The organism is Azospirillum sp. TSO35-2 (assembly GCF_003116095.1).
Classification (GTDB): Bacteria; Pseudomonadota; Alphaproteobacteria; order Azospirillales; family Azospirillaceae; genus Azospirillum.
On sequence record NZ_LGRA01000021.1, the window covers coordinates 2,444,671 to 2,465,608 of the forward strand.

Here is a 20,938-nt window from a genome sequence, read left to right on the forward strand (position 1 = left end):
CGTCTGCTCCATGTCGTCGTAGCAGCCCATCGGCTCGTCCATGCCGAAGGTGCGCATGAAGCCGGCCACCGCCGACGCCATGCAGTGGCGGGCGTTCGGGTCGAGGTTGTTGGAGCGCAGGCCGGCCTTCATCAGCTTGGAGGCGGCATAGCCTTCGTAGATGGTCCACTGGCCGGAGCCGAACATGCCGACGGCGGTCGGACCCTTCTTCTTCAGGGTCTCCTTCCACTTCTGCGCCATGATGTCGAAGGCGGCGTCCCAGGTGATGGGCGTGAACTCGCCGTCCTTGTCGAACTTGCCGTCCTTCATGCGCAGCAGCGGCTGGTTCAGCCGGTCCTCGCCGTACATGATCTTGGACAGGAAATAGCCCTTCACGCAGTTCAGGCCGCGGTTCACCTCGGCCTTCACGTCGCCGTGGGTGGCGACGACGCGGCCGTCCTTGACGCCGACCATCACGCCGCAGCCGGTGCCGCAGAACCGGCAGGGCGCCTTCGACCAGGTCAGCTTGGCGCCTTCGCCGGTGAGGATGTTGGCGGCCGAGGCGGGCAGTGAGATTCCGGCCGCCGCGGCGGCGGCAGCGGCGGCTTGCGCCTTCAGGTAATCGCGGCGGGACAGGAACATGGCAAGGAGACTCCAGTGTCGGAGGAGATTCGTTCGGGAGGGCGGATGCGGCGCGCCTGGACCTCGGGGTCGCTCAGGCAGCGTCGATCGCGTCCGCGGGTTCGTAGTGGTGGTAGACCATGGTGGTGCTGTGGACGCCGGGGACCGCGTTCAGCAGGGCGATGCGATCGACCACCTCGGCGGCGCTGGCGGTGACCAGCGTCACCACGGCCTTGCCGTTCTCCGCCGCGCACCAGTCCAGTCCGGCGACGGCGCCGGCCGCCTCGCGCACCGCCTCGGTGCGGTCGGGGCTGTGCTGGATGACGAGGCTGGAGATGTGGACTTCGGGAGCGCGGGGCATGGCGGGAAACTCAGTGCGTGAGGAGCTGGTACATCCAGATCGAGAAGCCGTAGGCGCTGACCGTGCCGACGGCGATCACCGGCCAGACCAGCACCGCCAGCGCCAGGAACATCATCGCCTCGGTCCGGCGGGTGGGGGCCGGCCCGAAATCGGACGACCCGGACTCGGACACCGGGCGGTCGGACAGGAGCTGGCGGGACGATGCGGGGGACGGTGTGGTGGGCCTCATGGCGGCACTCTCGTTCGGTCGGCGCGGCATGGTTTGGACCAATACGAAAGACTGGTCCCTAGGTATTGGTCTTCGGACCTTAGTATTGGGGCTTTGGGTTAATGTGGAATTGACGCAGGTCAAATCCGCCGCCGATCCCCCCTGTGACGGAATGGCGCTGCCGCGCCGATGAGGCTTTCCTCATCGAAGGACGCTAGAGTCGGGGACCGCTGGGGCGCGGGACCATCGGAAGGGGCGATCGAGACATCATGGAACTGCTGCGGTCCTACTGGTCGCCGGCCGAGTTGATGACCAACGGGGTGATCCTCCTGCACCTGCTGGGCGCGCTGGCGGTCGGGCTGTTGCTGGGGTACGAGCGCTCCTACCACGGGCGGGCGGCCGGGATGCGGACCTACGGCCTGGTCTGCCTCGCCTCGGCGGCGCTGACGGTGGTCAACGCCTATCCCGGCATGTGGTACGGCGGGCTGGGCGGGCAGAGCGGCGCGGGAGCCGGGGCGGCGGCCGGCGATCCCACCCGGGTGATCCAGGGCATCGTCACCGGCATCGGCTTTCTCGGCGCCGGGGTGATCATGCGCGAGGGGCTGTCGATTCGCGGCCTGTCGACCGCGGCGTCGATCTGGGCGACCGCGGCGATCGGCGTCACCATCGGGCTCGGCTTCTACGCCGTCGCCATCGCCGCCGCGCTGCTGAGCATCATGGTGATGAGCCTGCTGCGTCCGCTGGAACGGCTGCTGCCCCACCAGTCGGTGATGCATCTGACGCTGGTCTTCAGCCGCGACAAGGCGCCGCCGCCCGAGGCCCTGCGGGCGGCGGCCAAACAGCATGGATTCGAGGTGATCGACTGGTCCTTTCACCTGACCAACGGCAGCGGCCAGTTCGAATGCCAACTGGTTCTGCAGTCCCCCGGCGATCCCGATCCGATGGCGCTGGTCGGCGCGCTTGCCGGGGCCGACGCGGTGGTGGAGTTCCGGCTCTCGCCCTCACGCATCTGACGCGCCGTCCGGGCAGGGTGACGCGGAATGCATACCAACTTAATCTTTTTCTAAAAGTTTAGGTTTACCCAGGTCGGACGATGGCGAAGCACGCGATCTTCGGCCGGTGGGGCGGCCAATCCGCCGGCCATGGCCGCGGCGACGGGCGACGGGGAACCGCGACGCCGGCGCGTCGGCGCGTCCGCTGTCCGGCCCTGCTGGTGATGCTGGCCGCTGTCCTGTGGCTGGCCGGCACGGCGCCGGCGCCGGCCGCGCCGACGCCGCAGGGGGTGGACGCCGTGACGCCGCTGCGGCTGGACGCGGCGCTGTCCGGCCCGGCCAAAGGCGGCGCGACGCTCGCCGGGCACTTCGCGCGGCTGGTCGATGCCGACCGCAGCCTGGAGTTCGCCGACGTCCTGCGCGCCGACGCCGCCGGCCGATTCGAACCGCGCGCCGATTTCCGCGGCGTCGGCCAGACCCGCGACGTCCATTGGTACCGGTTCGACCTGCTGCGCCCGCCCGGCGCCCCGGCGGACTGGATCCTGGAACTGGGCGAGGCCTACATCGACCATCTCGACCTTTACATTCCAACCACCGCCAAGCCGGACGGGCCTGCCGGCTATCGGGTGGTGCGGATGGGCGATTTCGTGCCCTACAGCCAGCGGCCGATGCGCACCCGGCTGCACGCGACTCCGCTGACCCTGCCGGAAGGGCGGTCGGTCTCGCTTTATCTGCGCGTCGATTCGATCAGCGCGATCCGCCTGTCGGCGCGGGTCTGGTCGCCGGTCGCCTACGCCGGGCACCAGACGCCGGACCTGCTGTTCCAGGGCCTGTTCTTCGGCGTGCTGGGCATCCTGACGTTGGGCTATCTGGCGCTCGGGCTGCTGCTGCGCGACGGGGCGCTGCTGTCCTACACCAGCTATGTCGGGACGGTGTTTTCCTATTACCTGTTCGCCAACGGGGTGGCCGCGCCGCTGCTGCCGGACGCGCCGGGCTGGGTGATGAACCTCGCGGTCGGCAGCAGCGGCTTCCTTGGTTTCGCCGCCGCGCTGTCGATGTGGGACCACATCCTCGATCTGCGGACCCGCGCCCCGCGGCTGGGCCGCTGTTTCCGTGGGTTGGCGCTGCTGGCGGTGCTGGCGATCCCGACGGCGGTGTCGCCGCTCTACGCCATCACCAACCCGGTGATGACGCTGTCGGCGCTGGCGGTCATCGTGATCGCGCTGGTGCTGACCGCCCGGATGGTCTGGCTCGACCGCAGCGACCTCAGCCCGCGCTTTTATCTGGCGAGCACGCTGGCCTCGCTGGCCGGGCTGCTGCTGACGCAGTTGTCGCTGCGCGGCGCGCTGCCGGCCGACTTCGCCATCGCCGACCCGTACCAGATCGCCTCGATGCTGGCGGTGCTGATCCTCGGCATCGGCCTGACGCTGCGCATCGGCCGCTTGCAGGCCGAGCGGCTGCGCGCCCGCCAGGAATCCGCCTTCGCCACCAAGCGGGCGGAGGACCAGCGCACCTTCGTCGCCATGCTGTCGCACGAGTTCCGCACGCCGCTCGCCTCCATCGACAGCGCCGCCCAGATGATCGAGCTGTCGGGCACCGTCCGGGAGCCGTCGGCGCTGACCCGCCTGCAGCGCATCCGCACCACCACCCGCAAGATGGTCGAGCTGGTGGAGCTGTTCCTGTCCGCCGACGCGCTCGACCAGGGCGCGCTGGCGCTGAAGCCGGAGCCGGTGACGCTGGGCCTGCTGATGGAGGAGGCGCTGGGCGGGATCGCCGGGACGGAGGCGGAAGCCCGGGTCGTCATCGCGGTGGCGGCGCCCGACCGGCCGCTGTGCGTCGATGCGCCGTTTTTGGGGGTGGCGGTCGGCAATCTCGTGCAGAACGCGCTCCGCTACTCTCCGCCCGAGTCGCCGGTGCGGGTGATCGCCGAGGACGATGGCGGCGGCGTGGTCATCCGCGTCGCCGACCAGGGCCGCGGCATGAGCGGGGACGAGGTCGAGCGCATCGGCTCGATCTATTTCCGCGCCTCCTCCTCGCGCGGGACCAAGGGGTCGGGCCTGGGGCTCTACATGACGCAGAAGATCGTCACCGCCCATGGCGGGACGCTGACGGTGGAGAGCGTCAGGGACGAGGGATCGGTCTTCACCATCCGGCTGCCCGACACCGCCGCGGCGCAGTAGGCCCGGACCGGACGTCCGGTCAGTAGAGCGTCTTGCGCACCCGTTCCGCCAGCGAGCGGTCGTAGTCGTCGCCGCCCTCGCGCCCCTCGCTGGCCTCGGCCAGCAGGGTGCCCACCGACGGCAGCCGGTCGCGCGGCACCTGCGCCGCCGGGTCCCACAGGCGGGCGCGCAGCAGGGCGCGGGCGCACTGGAAGAACACCGTCTCGATGGTCACCACCAGCACCGACTTCGGCGGCTTGCCGTCAACGGCGAAGCGCCCGCACAGATCCTGGTCGGTATCGATGACGGCCCGGCCGTTGACGCGCAGCGTCTCGTTCAGCCCCGGCACCAGGAACAGCAGCCCGACGCGCGGATCGGCCAGGATGTTGCGCAGGCTGTCGATGCGGTTGTTGCCGCGGCGGTCGGGGATCAGCAGGGTGCGGTCGTCCGCCACCGTGACGAAGCCCGGCCCGTCGCCGCGCGGCGAGGCGTCCAGCCCGCCCGGTCCGCCGGTGGCGAGGACGAAGAAGGGCGACGCCTCGATCAGCGCGCGATAGCCGGGGGTCAGCCGCGGCACCTCCTTGGCGATCGACGGCGCGACCGGTTGGCCATAGAGCGCCTCCAGCGTGGCGAGGTCGGTGACCGGGCGGCTCATGCGCGCTCCTCCAGCAGGAAATAGACGAAGTCGATCACCGGGGTGGCCAGCCCGAACTGGCCGAGCAGCGTGTGGGCCTGACCGCGGTGGTGGGTCTGGTGGTTGAAGACGTGGGTCAGGACCTGGGCGAAGGGCAGCTCGTACGCCGTGCCGGCCATGCTGCGGTAGGCGAGGACCGACTCGAACCGCTCCGCCGGGGTCTCGGTGACGGCGCGCAGGATGCGCTCATCCTCCGCCGCGCGGGCGGCGCGCAGATCGGCGAAGCCGTCGCACAGGATCTCGTCCAGCGCCGACGGCCTCGGCCCGGTGCCCTCGATCCGCTCCAGCCACACCCGGTCGGCGACCAGGATGTGGTTCAGCGTGCCGCGGACCGAGCCGAAGAAGGCGCCGCGATCCTCGCGGAACTGCGCGTCGGAGAGCTGCGCCGCGACCTCATAGAGCCGGCCGTTGGCCCAGCGGTTGTAGCGGGCAAGCGTCAGGAAATGCGGCTTGGGATCCATGAGGTGGCCTCATCGTTGCTTGCCCTCTCCCGGCGGGCTTCCCCCCTCTCCCCAGGGGGGGAGAGGGGGGAAGCCTGTGGCGGTGGAGCGCTATACCCCCGCGCGCTTGGCGGACAGGCCGGCGTGGGACAGCAGGACCTCGCGCTTGCCCTGGTGGTTGGCCGGGCCGACGACCCGTTCGGTTTCCATCCGCTCGACCAGGCGGGCGGCGCGGTTGTAGCCGATCTGGAGCTGGCGCTGGATGAAGCTGACCGACACCTTGCCCTCGCGCACCACCAGGTTGACGGCCTGCATGTAGAGGTCGTCGCCGGTCGCACCCGAACCGCCCTCCTCGTCCTCCACCGCGGCGGCTTCCTCCTCCTCCTCGGTGATGGCGGTGACGTAGTTGGGCGCGCCCTGGGCCTTGACGTACTGGACGATCTCCTCGACCTCCGAATCGGAGACGAAGGGGCCGTGGACGCGGGTGATGCGGCCGCCGCCCTGCATGTACAGCATGTCGCCCTGGCCCAGCAGCTGCTCCGCCCCGGCTTCGCCGAGGATGGTGCGGCTGTCGATCTTGCTGGTGACCTGGAAGCTGATGCGGGTCGGGAAGTTGGCCTTGATCGTGCCGGTGATGACGTCGACCGACGGGCGCTGCGTCGCCATGATCAGGTGGATGCCGGCGGCGCGCGCCATCTGGGCCAGACGCTGGATCGCCGCCTCGATCTCCTTGCCGGCGACCAGCATCAGGTCGGCCATCTCGTCGACGATCACCACGATGTAGGGCAGCGGCGTCGGGTCCTGCGGCGTCAGGTCGAAGACGTTCTCCGGCTCGCCGGGCGGGGTGGCGCGGCGCGGCATCTTCTCGCCGGCGGCGATCATCTCGGCCATGCGGGCGTTGTAGCCCTCGATGTTGCGCACGCCGAGCTTGGACATCGCCTCGTAACGGCTTTCCATCTCGCGCACGGCCCAGCGCAGGGCGACCACCGCCTTCTTGGGGTCGGTGACGACGGGGGTCAGCAGGTGCGGGATGCCGTCATAGACCGACAGCTCCAGCATCTTGGGATCGACCATGATGAAGCGGCAGCGCTCCGGCGGCAGCCGGTAGAGCAGCGACAGGATCATCGTGTTGATCGCCACCGACTTGCCCGAACCGGTGGTGCCGGCGACCAGCAGATGGGGGAAGCGGGCGAGGTCGGCGACCACCGGCTGGCCGCCGATGTCCTTGCCCAGCGCCAGCGCCAGCTTGCCGCCATGCTTGTCGAAGCCGTCCGACGCCATCAACTCGCGCAGCAGCACGGTTTCGCGCTTGGCGTTCGGCAGCTCGATGCCGATGACGTTGCGGCCGGGCACCACGGCGACGCGCACCGACACCGCGCTCATCGAGCGGGCGATGTCGTCGGCAAGGCCGATGACGCGCGAGGACTTGGTGCCGGGCGCCGGTTCCAGCTCGTACAGGGTGACGACCGGGCCGGGATGGACCTTCTGGATCTCGCCGCGCACGCCGAAATCACCCAGCACCCCTTCCAACTGGCTGGCGTTGCGCTGGAGCGCCGCCTCGTCGAGCTGTTCGCCGCGGATGCCCGTCGGCGGCGTCTGCAGCAGGTCGAGCGGCGGCAACTCGTAGCCCGGCGGGCCGTCCTCGTCCCCCAATTGCAGCACGGCCTGGCGCGGGCCGAGCGGGACGGCGTCGCGATTCGGCTGGGGCTTGGGCGGCGCCACCACCGAGACCGGACGCACCGGCTTGTCGGCCGCGCCGATCGGGCCGGCGTCGAGCCCGGCGGGGTGGGGGATCGGCTCGTCGCGCACGGCGTCGTCGAAGTTGGGCGCCCGCCGCCGCTCGCCGCGCGGACCCGCGGTCAGGGTGGGGGCGCCGCTGCCGTCGCCGCGCAGGGCGTCGTCGACGGCGATGGAGGCGGTCTGCACCGCGGCCTGGGCGGCGTTGCGGCCATGGTGGCGCAGCAGGTCGACGCCGGCCCCGGCGCCGCGCCGGATCAGGCGCACGGTGGACACCGTGCCGCGCCCCAGCGAGCGGAAGCTGCTGATCCATTCGGAGATCGACAGTCCGGCGGCGAGGAACAGCACGAAGCCGCCGGCGAAGGCCGCGACGGTCGCCACCATCGGCTCGGCCCCGAACAAATTGCCGACGCCGCGCAGCAGGACGGCGCCGACGCTGCCACCGGGCAGGGCGGCCAGCGGGTCGGTCGACGGGCCGGTCAGGCCGGCCAGCGCCATGGCGACCAGCATCACGCCCCACAGCGCCAGCACGGTGCGGAACAGCGGGTTGCCCAGGCTGCGCTGGGCGCCGAGCCGCCAGCCCCAGAACATCGGCACCAGCGCGATGACGAAGGATGCCCAGCCCAGCGACTGGATCAGCAGGTCGGCGAGAAAGGCGCCGGCGGCGCCGAACAGATTGTGGGTGCCGCCGGCCGCCGCCGGGACCGAATTCAGCGACGGGTCGCCGGGGTCGTAGCTGCCCAGCAGGATCATCAGCAGCAGGCCGAACAGCCCGAGCACGAAGCCCATCGCCTCCCGCGCGCGGGCGACGACGAAGGCGCGCATCGCCGGGGAGAAGAAGGGCGGCTTTTCCGACCGGCCGGGGCCGGACCGCGGCCGGTCCTTGCCCCCGCTGCTGCCGAGATCGCGTGGTGCGCCCTTGCGCGGGCTGGAGGCGGACCGCCCCAGGGTGGGCCGGGGGCGCGCGGAGGAGGGGCCGGCGGGTCGGGCCATGGGGCGGAAACCTCGTGCTGAGAAAACTGGAACGGGCCGGCCGGTGAACGGTCAGCCGAGAATGCGGACGATCGATGCGCAGGCCTGGGCGACGGTGTCGGTGTCCTGGACCAGCGCCACGCGGATGAAGGCGGCGCCGGGGTTCGGCTCGCCCGGGTTGCTGCGCGCCAGATAGGCGCCGGGCAGAACGCGCACCGCCCCCTCCGCCCACAGGCGCCGGGTGGCCTCCTCGCCGTCGCCGACCTCCAGCCACAGGAAGAAGCCACCGTCCGGCCGGTAATAGCCGTAGCGGCCACCCAGCTCGGCCTCCGCCGCGGCGAACTTGGCGCGGTAGGCGGTGCGGTTCTCCTCGACATGGGCCTCGTCGCGCCACAGGGCGGTGCTGGCGGCCAGGATCGGCAGCGGCATGCCGGCGCAGCCGTAGCTGCGCAGGCGGGAGAAGCGCCCGATCAGCGCCGGGTCGCCGGCGACGAAGCCGGAGCGCAGGCCGGCGGCGCTCGACCGCTTGGACAGGGAGTGGAAGATCATCAGGTTGGCCCAAGGATCGCCGTTCTGCTTGCCGTCATGGTGCAGGCCGGCGGCGACCTGGAGCGCGCCGACCGGCGGCCGGTCCAGCCAGATCTCGGCGTAGCACTCGTCGATCGCCAGCACGAAGCCGTACTGGCGCGCCAGCCCGATCGCCTTGGCCAGATAGGCGGCCGACGCGGCGACGCCCTGCGGGTTGGCCGGCGTGCAGAGATAGAACAGCGCGGTGCGCTCCAGCAGCTCCGGCGTCAGCGCGTCGAGGTCGGGCAGGAAGCCGGTTTCCCGCGTGCCGGACAGGAACACCGGCTCCGCCCCGGCCATCACCGCGGCGCCCTCGTAGGGGGCGTAGAACGGGTTGGGCATCAGCACCGCCGGCTGTCGCCCGGCCTTCTGCGACGGCACCGCCAGCAGCGCCAGCATGAACAGCGCCTCCCGCGTGCCGGACAGCGGCAGGACCGAGCTGTCGGCGTGGAACAGCCCGGCGGGCAGGGCGTAGCGGCGGGTCAGCCAGTCGCCGGCCGCGGCGCGGAATTCCGGCGTGCCGCCGACCGGCGGGTACTTGCCCCAGCCGGCGGTGTTGGCGCGCAGCGTCTCGTCGATGATGGCGGGCGGCGTGTGCTGCGGCTCGCCCACGGTCAGCACGATGGGCGACACGTTGGCGCGCGGGGTGATCGGCGCCAGCAGGTTGGCGAGGCGGGTGAAGGGATAGTCGCTCAGCCGGTCGAGCCGGTCGTTGCCGATCGCCTCGGTGAAGACGGCCCCGGTGTGAACGCTGAAATCGGCAGAAACCATGACGACCGACACCTTCCTCGCGCGGACTTGGCCACTTTCCCCCTGGCAGGGTGAACGATCCTATCGGCGCCGGACAGGGGGCACAAGCGCGCAGAACCGAGGCCGCGGACCGGTGGCGGAACGGTCACAGCGCAGCACCGGCGGCCATGGCCATGGAAGGTTTGAAACACGGTGGAACAGTTCGGGGAGGATGTTCCACTGTTGCATCCGTGGAAAACGACGCAAGGCGATACGGGCAAACGGCGAGCATGGCGAGGCCTCCACAGGCGCTGTCGGCGCGCACAGTTTTATCATTGCCGGCTGCCCCGGACAAATCGGCGGTTGAAATCCCGGGGGCCCCGAGACGATCGGCGCCCATTTCACCCGGATGATATTGACGGCGGCGTTTCATCCGGATAAAAGAGGCCATCCCGACTCCGGAGCCGCTTTCGATGTCCGTCACCGCCGATACCCCCTGCACCGCCTTCCGCGGCGACCGCCGCCTTGCCGCCGGCGACGCCGTCACCGTCGCGCTCGCGCTGAAGGCTGCGCTCGCCACCCCGCCGTTGAATGAGGATGGGCATGAGGACGGCCGGCCGGTGCTGGTGTTCGACGATCGCAGCGGCCGCGCCGTCGATCTCGACCTTCAGGGCTCGGCGGCGGAGATCGCCGCCCGGCTGGCGCCGCCGCCGCGCGGCCCTGGACGGCCGAAGCTGGGGGTGGTCGCGCGCGAGATCACGCTGTTGCCGCGCCATTGGGAGTGGCTGAACGCCCAGCCCGGCGGGGCGTCGGTCGCGCTGCGCAAGCTGGTGGACGAGGCCCGCAAGGGAAGCGAGGCGAAGGACCGGGTGCGCCAGGCGCAGGAGGCGGCCTATCGCGTGATGTCGGCCCTGGCCGGCGACCGCCCCGGCTACGAGGAGGCGGTGCGCGCCCTCTACGCCGCCGACCGCGCGCGATTCGACACGCTGACGGCGGACTGGCCGGCCGATCCGCGCGACTACGCCCGCGCCCTGGCCGCCGATGCCTTCGGCGATTTGGCAAGCGCGGGGTGAAAGACTGGCCTGCATCCGTGGATGCTGATCATGCCTGTGAAAACGCTACGGCATGCACACAACTCGTAATTTGGCCGAATCACCCTCTCCCCCCGCTTTCGCGCAAACGACGTTTGCGCGAAAGCGGGGGGAGAGGGGATCTTGCCCTGCTCGGCAAGATGCGTGGCGCGCCTTCGCGGTGACGGCCGAGGTGACGGGAAAGGTCGGCACCGGTCGAGCGGAGATCCCTTGAGACGGCGGCGGTGCGCACCTCAAGGGACGGTTTTCCGACCGTCGGGGCGCCGCCCCGGAACGCTCTCTTACAGGGCTTCGGCGTTGGTTTCGCCGGTGCGGATGCGGACGGCCTGGGCGATCTCCAGGACGAAGATCTTGCCGTCGCCGATGCGGCCGGTGTTGGCGGCCTTCTGGATCGCCTCGACCACCTGTTCGTACTGGTCGTCGGACACCGCGACCTCGACCTTCACCTTGGGCAGGAAGCTCACGGAATATTCGGCGCCGCGGTAGATTTCCGTCTGGCCCTTCTGCCGGCCGAAGCCCTTGACCTCGCTGACGGTCAAGCCCTGAATCCCGAGCGACGTCAGCGCCTCGCGCACTTCGTCGAGCTTGAACGGCTTGATGATGGCCATAACCAGTTTCATGTGGCTTCCCCTTAGAGCGTTGTTCCGGCCTTGGAAAGGCTGCGCCGTCCCGTCGCGGTTCCAGTCCGGCGTGATCGCCGTCCCGTCCTCCCCGCCGATGGGCCAAGCCTGTTCGCGTCGACCGCAAAAATCAACGATTACAAGAATCGTGCCGGTTGAATTTGCCCGCAACAATGGGAATGTGCCTGTTGATTGGGCGCCCAAACGGACGGCACATGCCTATTAATTGCTCAGCCGCCCCGGCGTCGGACACGGCACTGGACAGGACGGGCCGGGAAGACAATTGTCTCAAGCGCGCAGCAGCGCGGCTCCGGCTCATCGCCGGACGGCGCAAGGCAGCGTACCGCACCGGACAGGCGAGAGGACAGCAAGGATCATGGCCGCACTGGGCACCGAATCGGGCACCGCGTCTCCCACCCCGCAAGAGGGGGACATCACGACCGAGGTGGTGGTGCTGGGCGGCGGCCTCGCCGGGCTGACCATGGCGGCGGCGTTGGCGAGCGCCGGCGTGCCCGTCGTCTGCATCGACCAGGACAGCCCGGAGCGCATGGGCGGCCAGGGCTTCGACATCCGCACCACCGCGATCTCCTACGCCTCGATGAAGGTGCTGGAGGGGGCGGGCGTCTGGCGCTACATGGCCGACCACGCCGGCCCGATGCTGGACATCCGCATCGCCGACCAGTTCTCGCCGCTGTTCGTCCATTACGACCACACCGAACTGGCGATGGGCGGCACCCACCAGCCCTTCGGCTGGATCCTCGACAACAAGGACATCCGCAACGCCCTGTTCACCCGCGCGGCGGAACTGCCGGGGCTGCGCCATCTGGCCCCGGCCAAGGCGACGGCGGTGGAGCGCAGCCGCAGCGGCGTGACGGTGCGGCTGGCCGACGGGCGCACGGTGCGCGGCAAGCTGCTGGTCGGCGCCGACGGCCGGCGGTCGCTGGCCCGCGACAGCGCCGGGATCAAGGTGCGGCGCTGGTCCTACGACCAGAGCGCCATCATCTGCACCATCCGCCATACCGAGCCGAACAAGGGCATCGCGGTGGAGCATTTCCTGCCCAACGGCCCCTTCGCCGTCCTGCCGATGACCGACAACCGCTGCTCCATCGTGTGGAGCGAGAAGACGACGCTGGTCGACACCTATCTGAAGCTGCCCGACGACCAGTTCGTCGAGGAGCTGACCCGGCGGTCCGGCGGCTATCTGGGCGACATCACGCTGCTGACCCGGCGCGAGGCGTGGCCGCTGTCGGTGCTGCTGGCCGAACGCTTCATCGCCGACCGGCTGGCGCTGATCGGCGAGGCCGCCCACGCCATCCACCCGATCGCCGGGCAGGGGCTCAACCTCGGCATGCGCGACATCGCCGCCCTGGCGGAGGTGGTGGTCGACGCCTACCGGCTGGGGCTGGACGTCGGCGGGCCGGAGGTGCTGGCCCGCTTCCAACGCTGGCGCCGCTTCGACACCGTGCTGCTGGCGGCGGTGTGCGACGGGCTGGTCCACCTGTTCTCCAACAGCATCCCGCCGATCCGGCTGGCGCGCGACCTCGGCATGGCGGTGGTCAACCGGCTGCCGCCGGTCAAGCGCTTCTTCATGAAGCACGCGATGGGCGTCGTCGGCGACCTGCCGCGGATGATCCGCGGCGTGCCGCTCTGACCCGGGACCGCTCTGACCGAAGCCATCCGGAACAGGCCGTCTCTTCGGTGGAGCAGGGCCCGGCGCGCCTTGGCAGGGCGGGGCGGACGCCTTATGTCCGCCTCATTGCCCGGGCAAGGAAGCCGGGCTAAACACCCGCCGCTCAACACCTGCTCTGGCCGCCTGCGTCCGAACGTCCAAGGATGACCATCGTGCTTCGCCGCCCCGTGTCCCGCCGCACCATGTCTCGCCGCCTCGCCGCCGCCCTGCTGTCCGCCGCGCTGCTGGCGCCCCTGCCGGCCGCCGTCTCCACCGCCCGGGCCGCGACCCCGGTGGCGGCGCCCGCCGCGCTGTCGGCGCAGGACCGCGCCACCGTCGCCCAGGTCGAGGAGTATCTGAACGGCATCAGCACCCTGCAATCGAAGTTCGTGCAGGTGGCGCCGAACGGGCGGCAGGCGACCGGGACCTTCTATCTGTTCCGGCCCGGCCGGATGCGGCTGGAATACGACAAGCCGCTGAAGGACTTCATTGTCGCCGACGGCACCTTCGTCTTCTATTGGGACGGCGAGATGCGCCAGCAGTCGAGCGCGCCGATCGGCTCGACGCTCGCCGACTTCATCCTGCGCAAGACCATCCGGCTGGCCGGCGACGTCACGGTGACCGAGGTGTTCCGTGCCCCCGGCGTGGTCGAGGTCAGCCTGGTGGAGACCAAGGATCCCGGCAAGGGCACCCTGACCCTGGTGTTCGAAGACCACCCCTTCCAGCTGCGCAAATGGCGCGTGCTGGACGCCCAGGGGCTGACCACCGAGGTGGCGCTGCTCAACCCGCGCACCGACGTGACCTTCGACCACGACATGTTCTATTTCAAGGAACCGCCGCGCGGGTCGGACTTCGGCCGCAACAACTGATACCGGGTTCAGGCTGTCTTGACGCCTGACCCGGTATCCGGCCGCGACGGCGGGCGCGGCCCGGTAGGGCCGAAGCCTGCGTGGCGCACGAACGCAGCGGTCAGGATTTTCCTGACCGCGCAGGACGGCAACAAATCCTTTTGCCGCCCGTTGTCATTCCGTATGACGGGCAAGGCGGAGGCGTTCGATGTCCTACAATCCCGCGGGCGGACCGGCGGCCACCACGCCCCGCGACGCCGGAACCCGCATCCGCAGCATGAACACGCTGCTGGCCCGCAACTGGTGGGCGCTCGCGCTGCGCGGGGCGGCGGCCATCCTGCTGGGCGTGCTGGCGCTGCTGCTGCCCGGCGTGACGGTGGCGACGCTGGCGCTGACCTTCGCCGCCTATCTGCTGCTCGACGGCGTCTTCGCCCTGCTGGCCGGCATCCGCGCCTCCCGCCACCACGAACGCGCGCTGCCCTTCATCCTGGAGGGCGTCGTCAGCCTGATCGCCGGCGCGGTCGCCGCCGTCTGGCCGGCGGCCAGCCTGTTCGCCCTGGTGTTCCTGATCGCCGCCTGGTCGGTCGTCACCGGCTTCGCCGAGGTGATGGGCGCGTGGCGGATGGACCGCACCCACGGCAAATGGGCCTGGGGCATCGCCGGCGTGCTGTCGATCCTGTTCGGCTTCAGCATGTGGGTGCTGCCGGCGCTCGGCCTGCTGGCGCTCGCCTGGGGCGTGGCGGCCTACCTGATCGCCTTCGGGCTGCTGGCGCTGGTCACCGCGTTGCGCCTGCGGCGCTGCCATCACGACAATCTCGGCAACGGCGGCGGCATGAGGGCGGCGGTGTAAGCACGGGAATCGGACGGCGCCGCCTTTCATAGCCCTATCGTACAATTTCCTACACGAACAGTCTCTGGCAGTCTCAAGTCCGGCACGATGTTTGCTGCGTTGCGGCAAAACGGCTGCGAGGGGCTGTGTCATGACGCCGCACCGACCGAATCTTGGGCAGAGTTCCGACCACCGCACAGAGTCTGTGCAACACAACATCCTGGCCGCGGCGGCGTCCGGCGTGTCGGGCTTCATCGCCGCCCAGGGCGGCTGCCCCGACCGGGTGTTCCACCGCGTCGGGGTGGAGGAGCGCGCGCTGGGCCAGCCGACGCTGGCGCTCGACCTCGGCGCCTACGTCGCCATGATGGAGGTGGCGGCGGGGGAGACCGGCAACGACAATTTCGGCCTGCTGTTCGGCCGCCAGTTCCAGCCGGAGATGCTGGGGCTGATCGGCTCGATCGCGCTCGCCGCGCCGACGCTGGGGTCGGCGCTCGACCATCTGGCCCGGCTGTTCCCGTTCCACCAGCAGGCGACGGAGACGCGCTTCGTCCGCGACGGCGACCTGCTGCGGCTGGAATACCGCATCCTCGACGGCCGCATCGTCGAGCGGCGGCAGGACGCCGAGCTGACCATGGGCATGTTCGCCAACGTGGTCCGCGCCTGTCTCGGCCCAAGCTGGATGCCGGAGGAGGTGCATTTCGAACACCCCAAGCCGGAAGGCTGGCGCCAGCACGAGGCGCTGTTCGACGCCCCCGCCCATTTCGGCCAGCGCACGAACGCCATCCTGCTGCGCGACCGCGACCTGGACCGCCGCATGCCCGGCGGCGACATGGCCCGGCTGACCGGCCTGTGCGGCACGCTGATCGACATCGCCCGCGGCACCGGCACGCCGCCCCTGCTCGACCGCGTCAAGGCGGAGATCCGCGCCCGCCTGCCCGAGGGGGCACCCTATGTCGAGGACATCGCCGACCGCCTGGGCATCGCCCGCTGGACCCTGCAGCGCCGGCTGGCCGACGAGTGCTTGAGCTTTTCCGACGTGGTGGAGGAGGTGCGGCGCGAGCTGGCCGTCCTCTACATCCGGCAGCGCCATGTCCCCATCGCCGACATCGGCGTGTTGCTGGGCTATTCGGAGGTCAGCGCCTTCAGCCGCGCCTTCCGGCGCTGGTTCGGGGTATCGCCGGCGCGGATGCGCGGTTAGCGGTGCGTGTCCGGCGGATCGCTGCGCGTTGCAAACAGCCGCATCCGGTTGGCGCCAGCATCCGCCTGGCTGGGTTCACCAGAGCGATTGAACGTTGGGCGCACAAGAATTGCGTGTTGTCTCGCATATGATTGCGCTATTTAGTGTTACTACCGAGGGTGAGGGGGATGCCTTGCCGCCAGCCATGGCGATGCGGCACCGATCACCCGGCAAAAAATGATGCTGGGGAAAAACAATGATATCGCAAAGACTTCGTGCGTCGCTCCTGGCGATTGGCACGCTGCTGTTGCTCAGCGCCTGCGCCAGCCCCCACATGCGGGATGCGTCGGAACCCGTCGCGGCCGTCAAACCCGCTGAAAACGCAGCAACACTTGTCCTGATGCGCCCGTCGATGTTCGGCGGTGCCATTCAATCGTCAGTCTACGACATAACGTCAGGCAAATCTGAATTTATTGGCATTGTGTCCGCTGGGAAAAAACTTGCCTACGAAACCCCCGGGGGCAAGCGTCGTCTGATGGTGGTGGGCGAGTCGGCCGATTTCATGGATGCGGATTTCGCGACGGATCAAATTTACTACGCTCGCATTGCTCCACGTTTCGGAATGTGGAAAGCCCGCTTTTCTCTGGAACCGGTTCCCGCCTCTTCGACCGAGTTGGAAGGCGATTTGAAGGCTTGCACCTGGGTGGAAAACACCCCCGCTTCGCATGATTGGGCGCGCGCAAACCTGCAAAGCGTGGATATGAAGAAGGCAGAATATTTGGCGGATTGGGAGAAAGGCTCGGACAAGCCGTTCATCGCCCAAGACACCGGCAAGAAAACGCGCCCATAACGGCGGGCCATCAGAAATTTTCCAGCGCGCCCTAGACGGACAATTGTGTATGCAGTGTGGCACAGGCTGCGGAATACCTTGGGTTTGCCAACATACAAGGATACATCCGTCTGGTTCGGCCCACTGGAGTTGCCACGATGAGCACGAATTACCGCAACACCTTCATCATCGTATCCGCCGACAGCCGAGCGGAAGCGGGGACGACGCCCACCAAGCCCGGAACGGTGGCGAGCCTGCAACTGGCCCTGCTGCTGGAACGGCCCTACGCCTTCACCAGCGACGATCTGCTGTTCGAGGTCCACGCGCTGCGCAACCAGATCCCGCAGGACGCGAGAGCTGAGGCGCGCGCCGTCTTCTTTGCAAAGCCGCAAGCCTGCCTCCGGGCGTCGCCGCTGGTGAAGAGCCATGGTTGGGGCCTCCACCACGACGACGCTGGCAAGGTCGCGGCCTATGGCGTCGAAACCGACGCCTATTGCGCGCTGTGCGAGCGTCCGGACCTGACCATCGTCCCCGGCATGCGCAGCCGGCGCGGTTGACGCCACACTCCCGGTGCAGCGATGGGCGGACCGATGGCGGCCGCCGCCGTCCTGTCGTAGGATCGTCGCCACGGGCGATCGGGCAGGAGTGACGACGGGCAATGGCACGTGTTTGCAGGGATGCTCACCGCTTCTGGCGGGAATCCGCCCTTCCGCACCTGGAGGCGCGGGCGATCGAAGGCGGGCGGCAGGTCTGTTACGGCTGGCACAGTCATCCGAGCTTCGCCATCGGGCTGGTGACCGGCGGGTGCAGCGAGTTCCGCATCGGCGGGGACCGCCACATGATTTCGGCCGGCACCACCGTCCTGATGAACCCGGAGGAGGCGCACGCCTGCAACCCGCTGGACGGCCGCCCCTGGTCCTACCGGATGCTGTACGCCGACGCCGCGTGGCTGGCCGCCGTGCAGGGCGAACCGGTGTTCCGGCCCTACGCCCCGCCGCTCAGCCGGAATCCGGCGCTGGGCCGGCGTCTGGCCGCGTTGTTCGACCGGCTGCTTGATGGGACCGTCGCCACGACCGCGAAGGAGGACGCGGCCATCGCCTTTTTCGCCGGGCTGCGCGAGGCGCTGGGGGCGGTGGAGGGCGACAAGGCCGCCGGGGACGCGCACGCGGCGCTGACCCGCGCGGCCGATTTCATCTCCGCCCATTGCACCCAGCCCCTGCGGCTGGCCGACATCGCGGCGGAGGCGGGTCTGTCGCCCTCCTATCTGGTGCGGGCGTTCAAGGCGCGCTACGGGTTGACGCCGCACGCCTACCAGATCAACCGCCGCGTCCAGTTCGGACAGCGCGAACTGCGGCGGGGCCGTCCCATCGTCGAGGTGGCGCTGGACGCCGGCTTCGCCGACCAGGCCCATTTCCAGCGCGCCTTCAAACGGCACGTCGCCGCCACCCCCGGCCAATACACGACAGCGCGGGGGTGAGGGCGCGGGGGTGACGGTGCGGGGGTGACCGTCAGGCCGCCAGCCCGATGTTGGCGGCGCTCGCCACCAGGACGGCCGCCATCGCCCGGTTGAACCGGCGCATCCGCCGCCGGTCGGCCAGGAGGTGGCGGAGGCGGGAGCCGGCATAGGCCCAGGCGGCGATGGACAGGCAGCAGATCACGAAATAGAGCGCCGCAAACGGCCAGAGCCGTCCAGGGTCGTCGCCGGTATAGGCTCCGACACCGGCCAGCGCCGCGATCCAGGCCTTGGGGTTGAGCCATTGCATGGCGGCCCCGTTGATCGCCGACGGCGACCGGACCGGCGCGTCGGTGGCGATCCGTCCATCGGCGCTCCACAGCCGCCAGGCCATCCAAAGCAGGAAGGCCACGCCGGCCAAGCGGATGACGGCTCCGGCCGGCGGCCAGCCGTGCAGAAGCCCGGCCAACCCCAACCCCGCCAGCACCAGCAGCAGGGTGAAACCGACGGTCGCCCCGACGACGTGGCGCAGACTGGCGCGCAGCCCGTGATGCACGCCGCTGGTCAGGGCCACGACATTGACCGGACCCGGCGAGATCGAGGCGGCCAGCGCGAAGCCGGCCATCGACAGATACAGCGTCATCATCGCCCGGCCCTATTTCAGCAGCGGCAGGGCGCCGGTCAGCGAACGCACCAGCGCCGCCGGCCCGTGCAGGCACAGGCCGAGATAGCGCAGCGCCTCCTGCGGCGTGGCGGCGAGCCGGTCGCGGTAGGCGTCGTAGCTCTTGGCGCGCTGGGCGACGTCGGTCATGCCGATCACGCCCAGCCCGGCGGGTTCATGCTCCGCCGCCCGCTGGCGCAGGCCCTTCAGCCCCTCGGCGTCCGACACCAGGATCGGCATCACGATGGTGGTGATCCCGGGATGCTCCACGCCGTCGGCATCCCGCAGATCGTCGCCCACCAGCCCGGGCCGCAGTTTTCCGAGCGTCATCGACAGCGCGGCGGCGGTGTTGGCGATCAGCCCCGGCGGCAGGTCCCGGTCGATGATGAAGGCGCAGCGTGTCACGTCCGGCTTCCCTCTGCTGTGGGTTTGGTGTCAAGCCGGCGGACTGTCGCGGATCGGGCGGCGCCCGGTATTGAAGGAAATCACCCTCGGCCCGGAACAGGCCGGGGCAGGGGCGGGGCAGGGGACCCGGAAGGATCAGATGCCCACCTCCACCGCGGCGTTCACCACATAGATCTGCTCGCTGCGGTCGTTCTTGTCGGCCAGGAAGATGCCGCTGGGGGCCAGCATGCCGCCGCCGGTCACATGGATGGTGACGGCACCGTAGGGGAAGACCGCCTTCACCGCCTCATGGTCGAGCTGGTCGGCGTCGGCCGGCACGGCCAGATGGACGCGGACCTGCATCCGGCTGGTGTCGCCGTCGACCAGCCCCCGCATGCCGGGCATCGAGTTGCGCTCGATGGCGTTGCGCACGGCGCGCACGGCGGCCTTGGTGACGTCCTGCCCATGCAGGTCCACCCCCATGCCGAGTTCCACGAACATCACCCGATTCATCGCATCGTCCCCTGTCTGGCCGTTGGTCGGCTCCCAGCATGACGCCTCGCGGCTCACCGGGCCAGCGGCCGGACGGGGGGTTTCCGTTGCGTGGAAGACGCTCACTCCATCGGCAGGCCGACGTAATTCTCGGCCAGCGCGGTCATCGCGGCGCGGGAATGGACGACATAGTCCAGGTCGGCCAGATGGACGCGCTGCTCGAACGGCGTCTCGTGCGGGTTGCGGTGCAGCATGGTGGTCATGTACCAGGAGAAGCGCTCCGCCTTCCAGATGCGGCGCAGGCAGGTGGCGCTGTAGCGGTTCAGCCCCTCGGTCGTGCCGGACTTGTAGAAGGCGGTCAGCGCCCGCGACAGCACCAGCACGTCGGCGACCGCCAGGTTCAGCCCCTTGGCCCCGGTCGGCGGCACGATGTGGGCGGCGTCGCCGGCGATGAACAGGCGGCCGTGCTGCATCGGGTCGCAGACGAAGCTGCGCATGGCGATGATGCCCTTCTGGAAGATCGGCCCCTCCTTCAGCGTCCAGCCGTCCTTGTCCTCCAGCCGGGTGTGCAGCTCCGCCCAGATGCGGTCGTCGGACCAGTTGGCGATGTCGTCCTTGGGATCGACCTGGAGGTAGAGCCGCTGCACCTCCGGCGAGCGGGTGCTGAGCAGGGCGAAGCCGCGCTCGTGGTTGGCGTAGATCAACTCGGGGTGCGACGGCGGCGCCTCGGTCAGGATGCCGAGCCAGCCGAACGGGTAGACGATCTGGTATTCGGTGCGGTCGGCCGCCGGGATCGCCGGCCGGCTCGGCCCGTGGAAGCCGTCGCAGCCGGCGACATGGTCGCAGCGCAGTTCCTCCAGCGGTCCGTCGGGCGCGCGGCGGAAGCGCACGCGCGGCGCCGTGCCGTCGAGGTCGTGAAGCTGGACGTCCGACACGCCGAACAGGATGGTGCCGCCATCCTCCAGCCGGGCGGAGACGAGGTCGCGGATCACCTCGTGCTGGGCGTAGACGGTGACGCGCTTGCCGCCGGTCAGCTCGGCCATGTCGATGTGGTGGCTCTCGCGGTCGAAGCGCAGGGTGATGCCGGAATGGAAATGGCCCTCGCGCATCATGCGCCCGCCCAGCCCCATGTCGTTCATCAGGTCGACCACCCACTGCTCCAGCACGCCGGCGCGGATGGTGCCCTCGATCTCCGCCCGGCTGCGGCTTTCCAGGATCACCGACTCGATGCCCTGGCGGTGCAGCAGATGGGCCAGGAACAGGCCGGCCGGACCGGCGCCGATGATCGCGACCTGGGTGCGCTCCGGGGGGCGGCCCGGCGTGCCGGCGACGGTCTGGTGGATGGTCGGCATGTCTCTTGTCCTCCTCACGGAATCGGCTGCGATGTGCTGTTTTGCTGATTGTTTTGCACATCAATCGTTATTGA

The 20,938-nt window shown here is 69.8% G+C and carries 23 protein-coding genes; 10 read left to right on the forward strand and 13 right to left on the reverse strand.

Annotation, left to right across the window (positions count from 1 at the left end):
* The 3 genes from TSO352_RS27185 to TSO352_RS27195 form a co-directional block, all read right to left on the reverse strand.
* The coding region (locus TSO352_RS27185) for a molybdopterin-dependent oxidoreductase (protein ID WP_146210816.1) at positions 1-621 on the reverse strand (621 nt) is incomplete at its 3' end.
* A gap of 73 nt (positions 622-694) precedes the next feature.
* Complete coding sequence (locus TSO352_RS27190; RefSeq protein ID WP_109110197.1) at positions 695-961, reverse strand: chaperone NapD; 267 nt, start codon at positions 959-961, stop codon at positions 695-697.
* Positions 962-971: 10 nt separating this feature from the next.
* Positions 972-1,190, reverse strand: a complete 219-nt coding sequence (locus TSO352_RS27195) for a periplasmic nitrate reductase, NapE protein (protein WP_109110198.1) — start codon at positions 1,188-1,190, stop codon at positions 972-974.
* 248 nt (positions 1,191-1,438) lie between these two features.
* Between TSO352_RS27195 and TSO352_RS27200 the strand changes: the two genes are divergently transcribed.
* Positions 1,439-2,182: an MgtC/SapB family protein gene (locus TSO352_RS27200; RefSeq protein ID WP_109110199.1), complete on the forward strand. Its 744-nt coding sequence runs from the start codon at positions 1,439-1,441 to the stop codon at positions 2,180-2,182.
* Between the two features lie 80 nt (positions 2,183-2,262).
* Positions 2,263-4,341 carry a sensor histidine kinase gene (locus tag TSO352_RS27205; protein ID WP_109110200.1) on the forward strand — a complete coding sequence of 693 codons (2,079 nt, stop codon included), beginning with the start codon at positions 2,263-2,265 and terminating at the stop codon, positions 4,339-4,341.
* 19 nt (positions 4,342-4,360) lie between these two features.
* Here TSO352_RS27205 and TSO352_RS27210 read toward each other — a convergent pair whose 3' ends face one another.
* The 5 genes from TSO352_RS27210 to TSO352_RS33010 all read right to left on the reverse strand — a co-directional run bounded on the left by TSO352_RS27210 (position 4,361) and on the right by TSO352_RS33010 (position 9,943).
* Positions 4,361-4,975 (reverse strand): pyridoxamine 5'-phosphate oxidase family protein, encoded by a 615-nt coding sequence (locus tag TSO352_RS27210; protein WP_109110201.1) that lies wholly within the window; start codon positions 4,973-4,975, stop codon positions 4,361-4,363.
* Complete coding sequence (locus TSO352_RS27215) at positions 4,972-5,475, reverse strand: DinB family protein (RefSeq protein ID WP_109110202.1); 504 nt, start codon at positions 5,473-5,475, stop codon at positions 4,972-4,974. Before TSO352_RS27215 ends, TSO352_RS27210 begins: the two co-directional genes overlap by 4 nt.
* Positions 5,476-5,565: 90 nt before the next feature.
* A complete protein-coding gene (locus TSO352_RS27220; protein WP_109110203.1) occupies positions 5,566-8,184 on the reverse strand; it encodes a DNA translocase FtsK in 2,619 nt (872 codons plus the stop codon).
* Positions 8,185-8,235: 51 nt separating this feature from the next.
* Positions 8,236-9,501, reverse strand: a complete 1,266-nt coding sequence (locus TSO352_RS27225) for an aminotransferase class I/II-fold pyridoxal phosphate-dependent enzyme (RefSeq protein WP_109110204.1) — start codon at positions 9,499-9,501, stop codon at positions 8,236-8,238.
* Positions 9,502-9,625: 124 nt separating this feature from the next.
* Positions 9,626-9,943, reverse strand: coding sequence for a hypothetical protein (locus TSO352_RS33010; protein WP_146210801.1), 318 nt, complete (start codon positions 9,941-9,943; stop codon positions 9,626-9,628).
* Here TSO352_RS33010 and TSO352_RS27230 point away from each other — a divergent pair.
* Positions 9,933-10,532 carry a DUF2239 family protein gene (locus TSO352_RS27230; protein ID WP_109110205.1) on the forward strand — a complete coding sequence of 200 codons (600 nt, stop codon included), beginning with the start codon at positions 9,933-9,935 and terminating at the stop codon, positions 10,530-10,532. The genes TSO352_RS33010 and TSO352_RS27230 overlap by 11 nt on opposite strands.
* Positions 10,533-10,831: 299 nt before the next feature.
* Here the strand turns inward: TSO352_RS27230 and glnK are convergent, their stop codons facing one another.
* The gene (gene glnK / locus TSO352_RS27235; protein ID WP_012977707.1) at positions 10,832-11,170 is read right to left on the reverse strand and encodes a P-II family nitrogen regulator; all 339 of its coding nucleotides are present in this window, start codon (positions 11,168-11,170) and stop codon (positions 10,832-10,834) included.
* A 376-nt stretch (positions 11,171-11,546) separates the two neighbouring features.
* Here glnK and TSO352_RS27240 point away from each other — a divergent pair, with 376 nt between their 5' ends.
* From TSO352_RS27240 to TSO352_RS27270, 7 genes are all read left to right on the forward strand, one after another.
* Complete coding sequence (locus tag TSO352_RS27240) at positions 11,547-12,821, forward strand: UbiH/UbiF/VisC/COQ6 family ubiquinone biosynthesis hydroxylase (protein WP_109110206.1); 1,275 nt, start codon at positions 11,547-11,549, stop codon at positions 12,819-12,821.
* Positions 12,822-13,012: 191 nt separating this feature from the next.
* Positions 13,013-13,708 (forward strand): outer membrane lipoprotein carrier protein LolA, encoded by a 696-nt coding sequence (locus TSO352_RS27245; protein ID WP_247872458.1) that lies wholly within the window; start codon positions 13,013-13,015, stop codon positions 13,706-13,708.
* A 187-nt stretch (positions 13,709-13,895) separates the two neighbouring features.
* Positions 13,896-14,537, forward strand: coding sequence for a DUF308 domain-containing protein (locus TSO352_RS27250; protein ID WP_109110207.1), 642 nt, complete (start codon positions 13,896-13,898; stop codon positions 14,535-14,537).
* A gap of 130 nt (positions 14,538-14,667) precedes the next feature.
* Positions 14,668-15,714 carry an AraC family transcriptional regulator gene (locus tag TSO352_RS27255; RefSeq protein ID WP_109110208.1) on the forward strand — a complete coding sequence of 349 codons (1,047 nt, stop codon included), beginning with the start codon at positions 14,668-14,670 and terminating at the stop codon, positions 15,712-15,714.
* Positions 15,715-15,949: 235 nt separating this feature from the next.
* Positions 15,950-16,543 (forward strand): hypothetical protein, encoded by a 594-nt coding sequence (locus TSO352_RS33015; protein ID WP_146210802.1) that lies wholly within the window; start codon positions 15,950-15,952, stop codon positions 16,541-16,543.
* A 137-nt stretch (positions 16,544-16,680) separates the two neighbouring features.
* On the forward strand, positions 16,681-17,079 hold the full coding sequence (locus TSO352_RS27265) for a DUF6157 family protein (protein WP_109110210.1): 399 nt from the start codon (positions 16,681-16,683) through the stop codon (positions 17,077-17,079).
* 101 nt (positions 17,080-17,180) lie between these two features.
* Positions 17,181-17,999, forward strand: a complete 819-nt coding sequence (locus tag TSO352_RS27270; RefSeq protein ID WP_109110211.1) for an AraC family transcriptional regulator — start codon at positions 17,181-17,183, stop codon at positions 17,997-17,999.
* A gap of 31 nt (positions 18,000-18,030) precedes the next feature.
* Here TSO352_RS27270 and TSO352_RS27275 read toward each other — a convergent pair whose 3' ends face one another.
* The 4 genes from TSO352_RS27275 to TSO352_RS27290 form a co-directional block, all read right to left on the reverse strand.
* Positions 18,031-18,621 carry a LysE family translocator gene (locus TSO352_RS27275; protein WP_199231733.1) on the reverse strand — a complete coding sequence of 197 codons (591 nt, stop codon included), beginning with the start codon at positions 18,619-18,621 and terminating at the stop codon, positions 18,031-18,033.
* A gap of 9 nt (positions 18,622-18,630) precedes the next feature.
* Positions 18,631-19,041 carry a DUF2000 domain-containing protein gene (locus TSO352_RS27280; protein WP_109110212.1) on the reverse strand — a complete coding sequence of 137 codons (411 nt, stop codon included), beginning with the start codon at positions 19,039-19,041 and terminating at the stop codon, positions 18,631-18,633.
* Between the two features lie 135 nt (positions 19,042-19,176).
* Positions 19,177-19,533 (reverse strand): Lin0512 family protein, encoded by a 357-nt coding sequence (locus tag TSO352_RS27285; protein ID WP_109110213.1) that lies wholly within the window; start codon positions 19,531-19,533, stop codon positions 19,177-19,179.
* A 101-nt stretch (positions 19,534-19,634) separates the two neighbouring features.
* The gene (locus TSO352_RS27290; protein WP_109110214.1) at positions 19,635-20,864 is read right to left on the reverse strand and encodes a 4-hydroxybenzoate 3-monooxygenase; all 1,230 of its coding nucleotides are present in this window, start codon (positions 20,862-20,864) and stop codon (positions 19,635-19,637) included.
* Positions 20,865-20,938: the final 74 nt, after the last annotated feature.

Bases quoted from the DNA above. Each gene is read 5' to 3' on its own strand.
- TSO352_RS27190 (WP_109110197.1), bottom strand. From the start codon at position 961: ATGCCCCGCGCTCCCGAAGTCCACATCTCCAGCCTCGTCATCCAGCAC.
- TSO352_RS27195 (WP_109110198.1), bottom strand. From the start codon at position 1,190: ATGAGGCCCACCACACCGTCCCCCGCATCGTCCCGCCAGCTCCTGTCC.
- TSO352_RS27200 (WP_109110199.1), top strand. From the start codon at position 1,439: ATGGAACTGCTGCGGTCCTACTGGTCGCCGGCCGAGTTGATGACCAAC.
- TSO352_RS27205 (WP_109110200.1), top strand. From the start codon at position 2,263: ATGGCGAAGCACGCGATCTTCGGCCGGTGGGGCGGCCAATCCGCCGGC.
- TSO352_RS27210 (WP_109110201.1), bottom strand. From the start codon at position 4,975: ATGAGCCGCCCGGTCACCGACCTCGCCACGCTGGAGGCGCTCTATGGC.
- TSO352_RS27215 (WP_109110202.1), bottom strand. From the start codon at position 5,475: ATGGATCCCAAGCCGCATTTCCTGACGCTTGCCCGCTACAACCGCTGG.
- TSO352_RS27220 (WP_109110203.1), bottom strand. From the start codon at position 8,184: ATGGCCCGACCCGCCGGCCCCTCCTCCGCGCGCCCCCGGCCCACCCTG.
- TSO352_RS27225 (WP_109110204.1), bottom strand. From the start codon at position 9,501: ATGGTTTCTGCCGATTTCAGCGTTCACACCGGGGCCGTCTTCACCGAG.
- TSO352_RS27230 (WP_109110205.1), top strand. From the start codon at position 9,933: ATGTCCGTCACCGCCGATACCCCCTGCACCGCCTTCCGCGGCGACCGC.
- glnK (WP_012977707.1), bottom strand. From the start codon at position 11,170: ATGAAACTGGTTATGGCCATCATCAAGCCGTTCAAGCTCGACGAAGTG.
- TSO352_RS27240 (WP_109110206.1), top strand. From the start codon at position 11,547: ATGGCCGCACTGGGCACCGAATCGGGCACCGCGTCTCCCACCCCGCAA.
- TSO352_RS27250 (WP_109110207.1), top strand. From the start codon at position 13,896: ATGTCCTACAATCCCGCGGGCGGACCGGCGGCCACCACGCCCCGCGAC.
- TSO352_RS27255 (WP_109110208.1), top strand. From the start codon at position 14,668: ATGACGCCGCACCGACCGAATCTTGGGCAGAGTTCCGACCACCGCACA.
- TSO352_RS33015 (WP_146210802.1), top strand. From the start codon at position 15,950: ATGATATCGCAAAGACTTCGTGCGTCGCTCCTGGCGATTGGCACGCTG.
- TSO352_RS27265 (WP_109110210.1), top strand. From the start codon at position 16,681: ATGAGCACGAATTACCGCAACACCTTCATCATCGTATCCGCCGACAGC.
- TSO352_RS27270 (WP_109110211.1), top strand. From the start codon at position 17,181: ATGGCACGTGTTTGCAGGGATGCTCACCGCTTCTGGCGGGAATCCGCC.
- TSO352_RS27275 (WP_199231733.1), bottom strand. From the start codon at position 18,621: ATGATGACGCTGTATCTGTCGATGGCCGGCTTCGCGCTGGCCGCCTCG.
- TSO352_RS27285 (WP_109110213.1), bottom strand. From the start codon at position 19,533: ATGAATCGGGTGATGTTCGTGGAACTCGGCATGGGGGTGGACCTGCAT.
- TSO352_RS27290 (WP_109110214.1), bottom strand. From the start codon at position 20,864: ATGCCGACCATCCACCAGACCGTCGCCGGCACGCCGGGCCGCCCCCCG.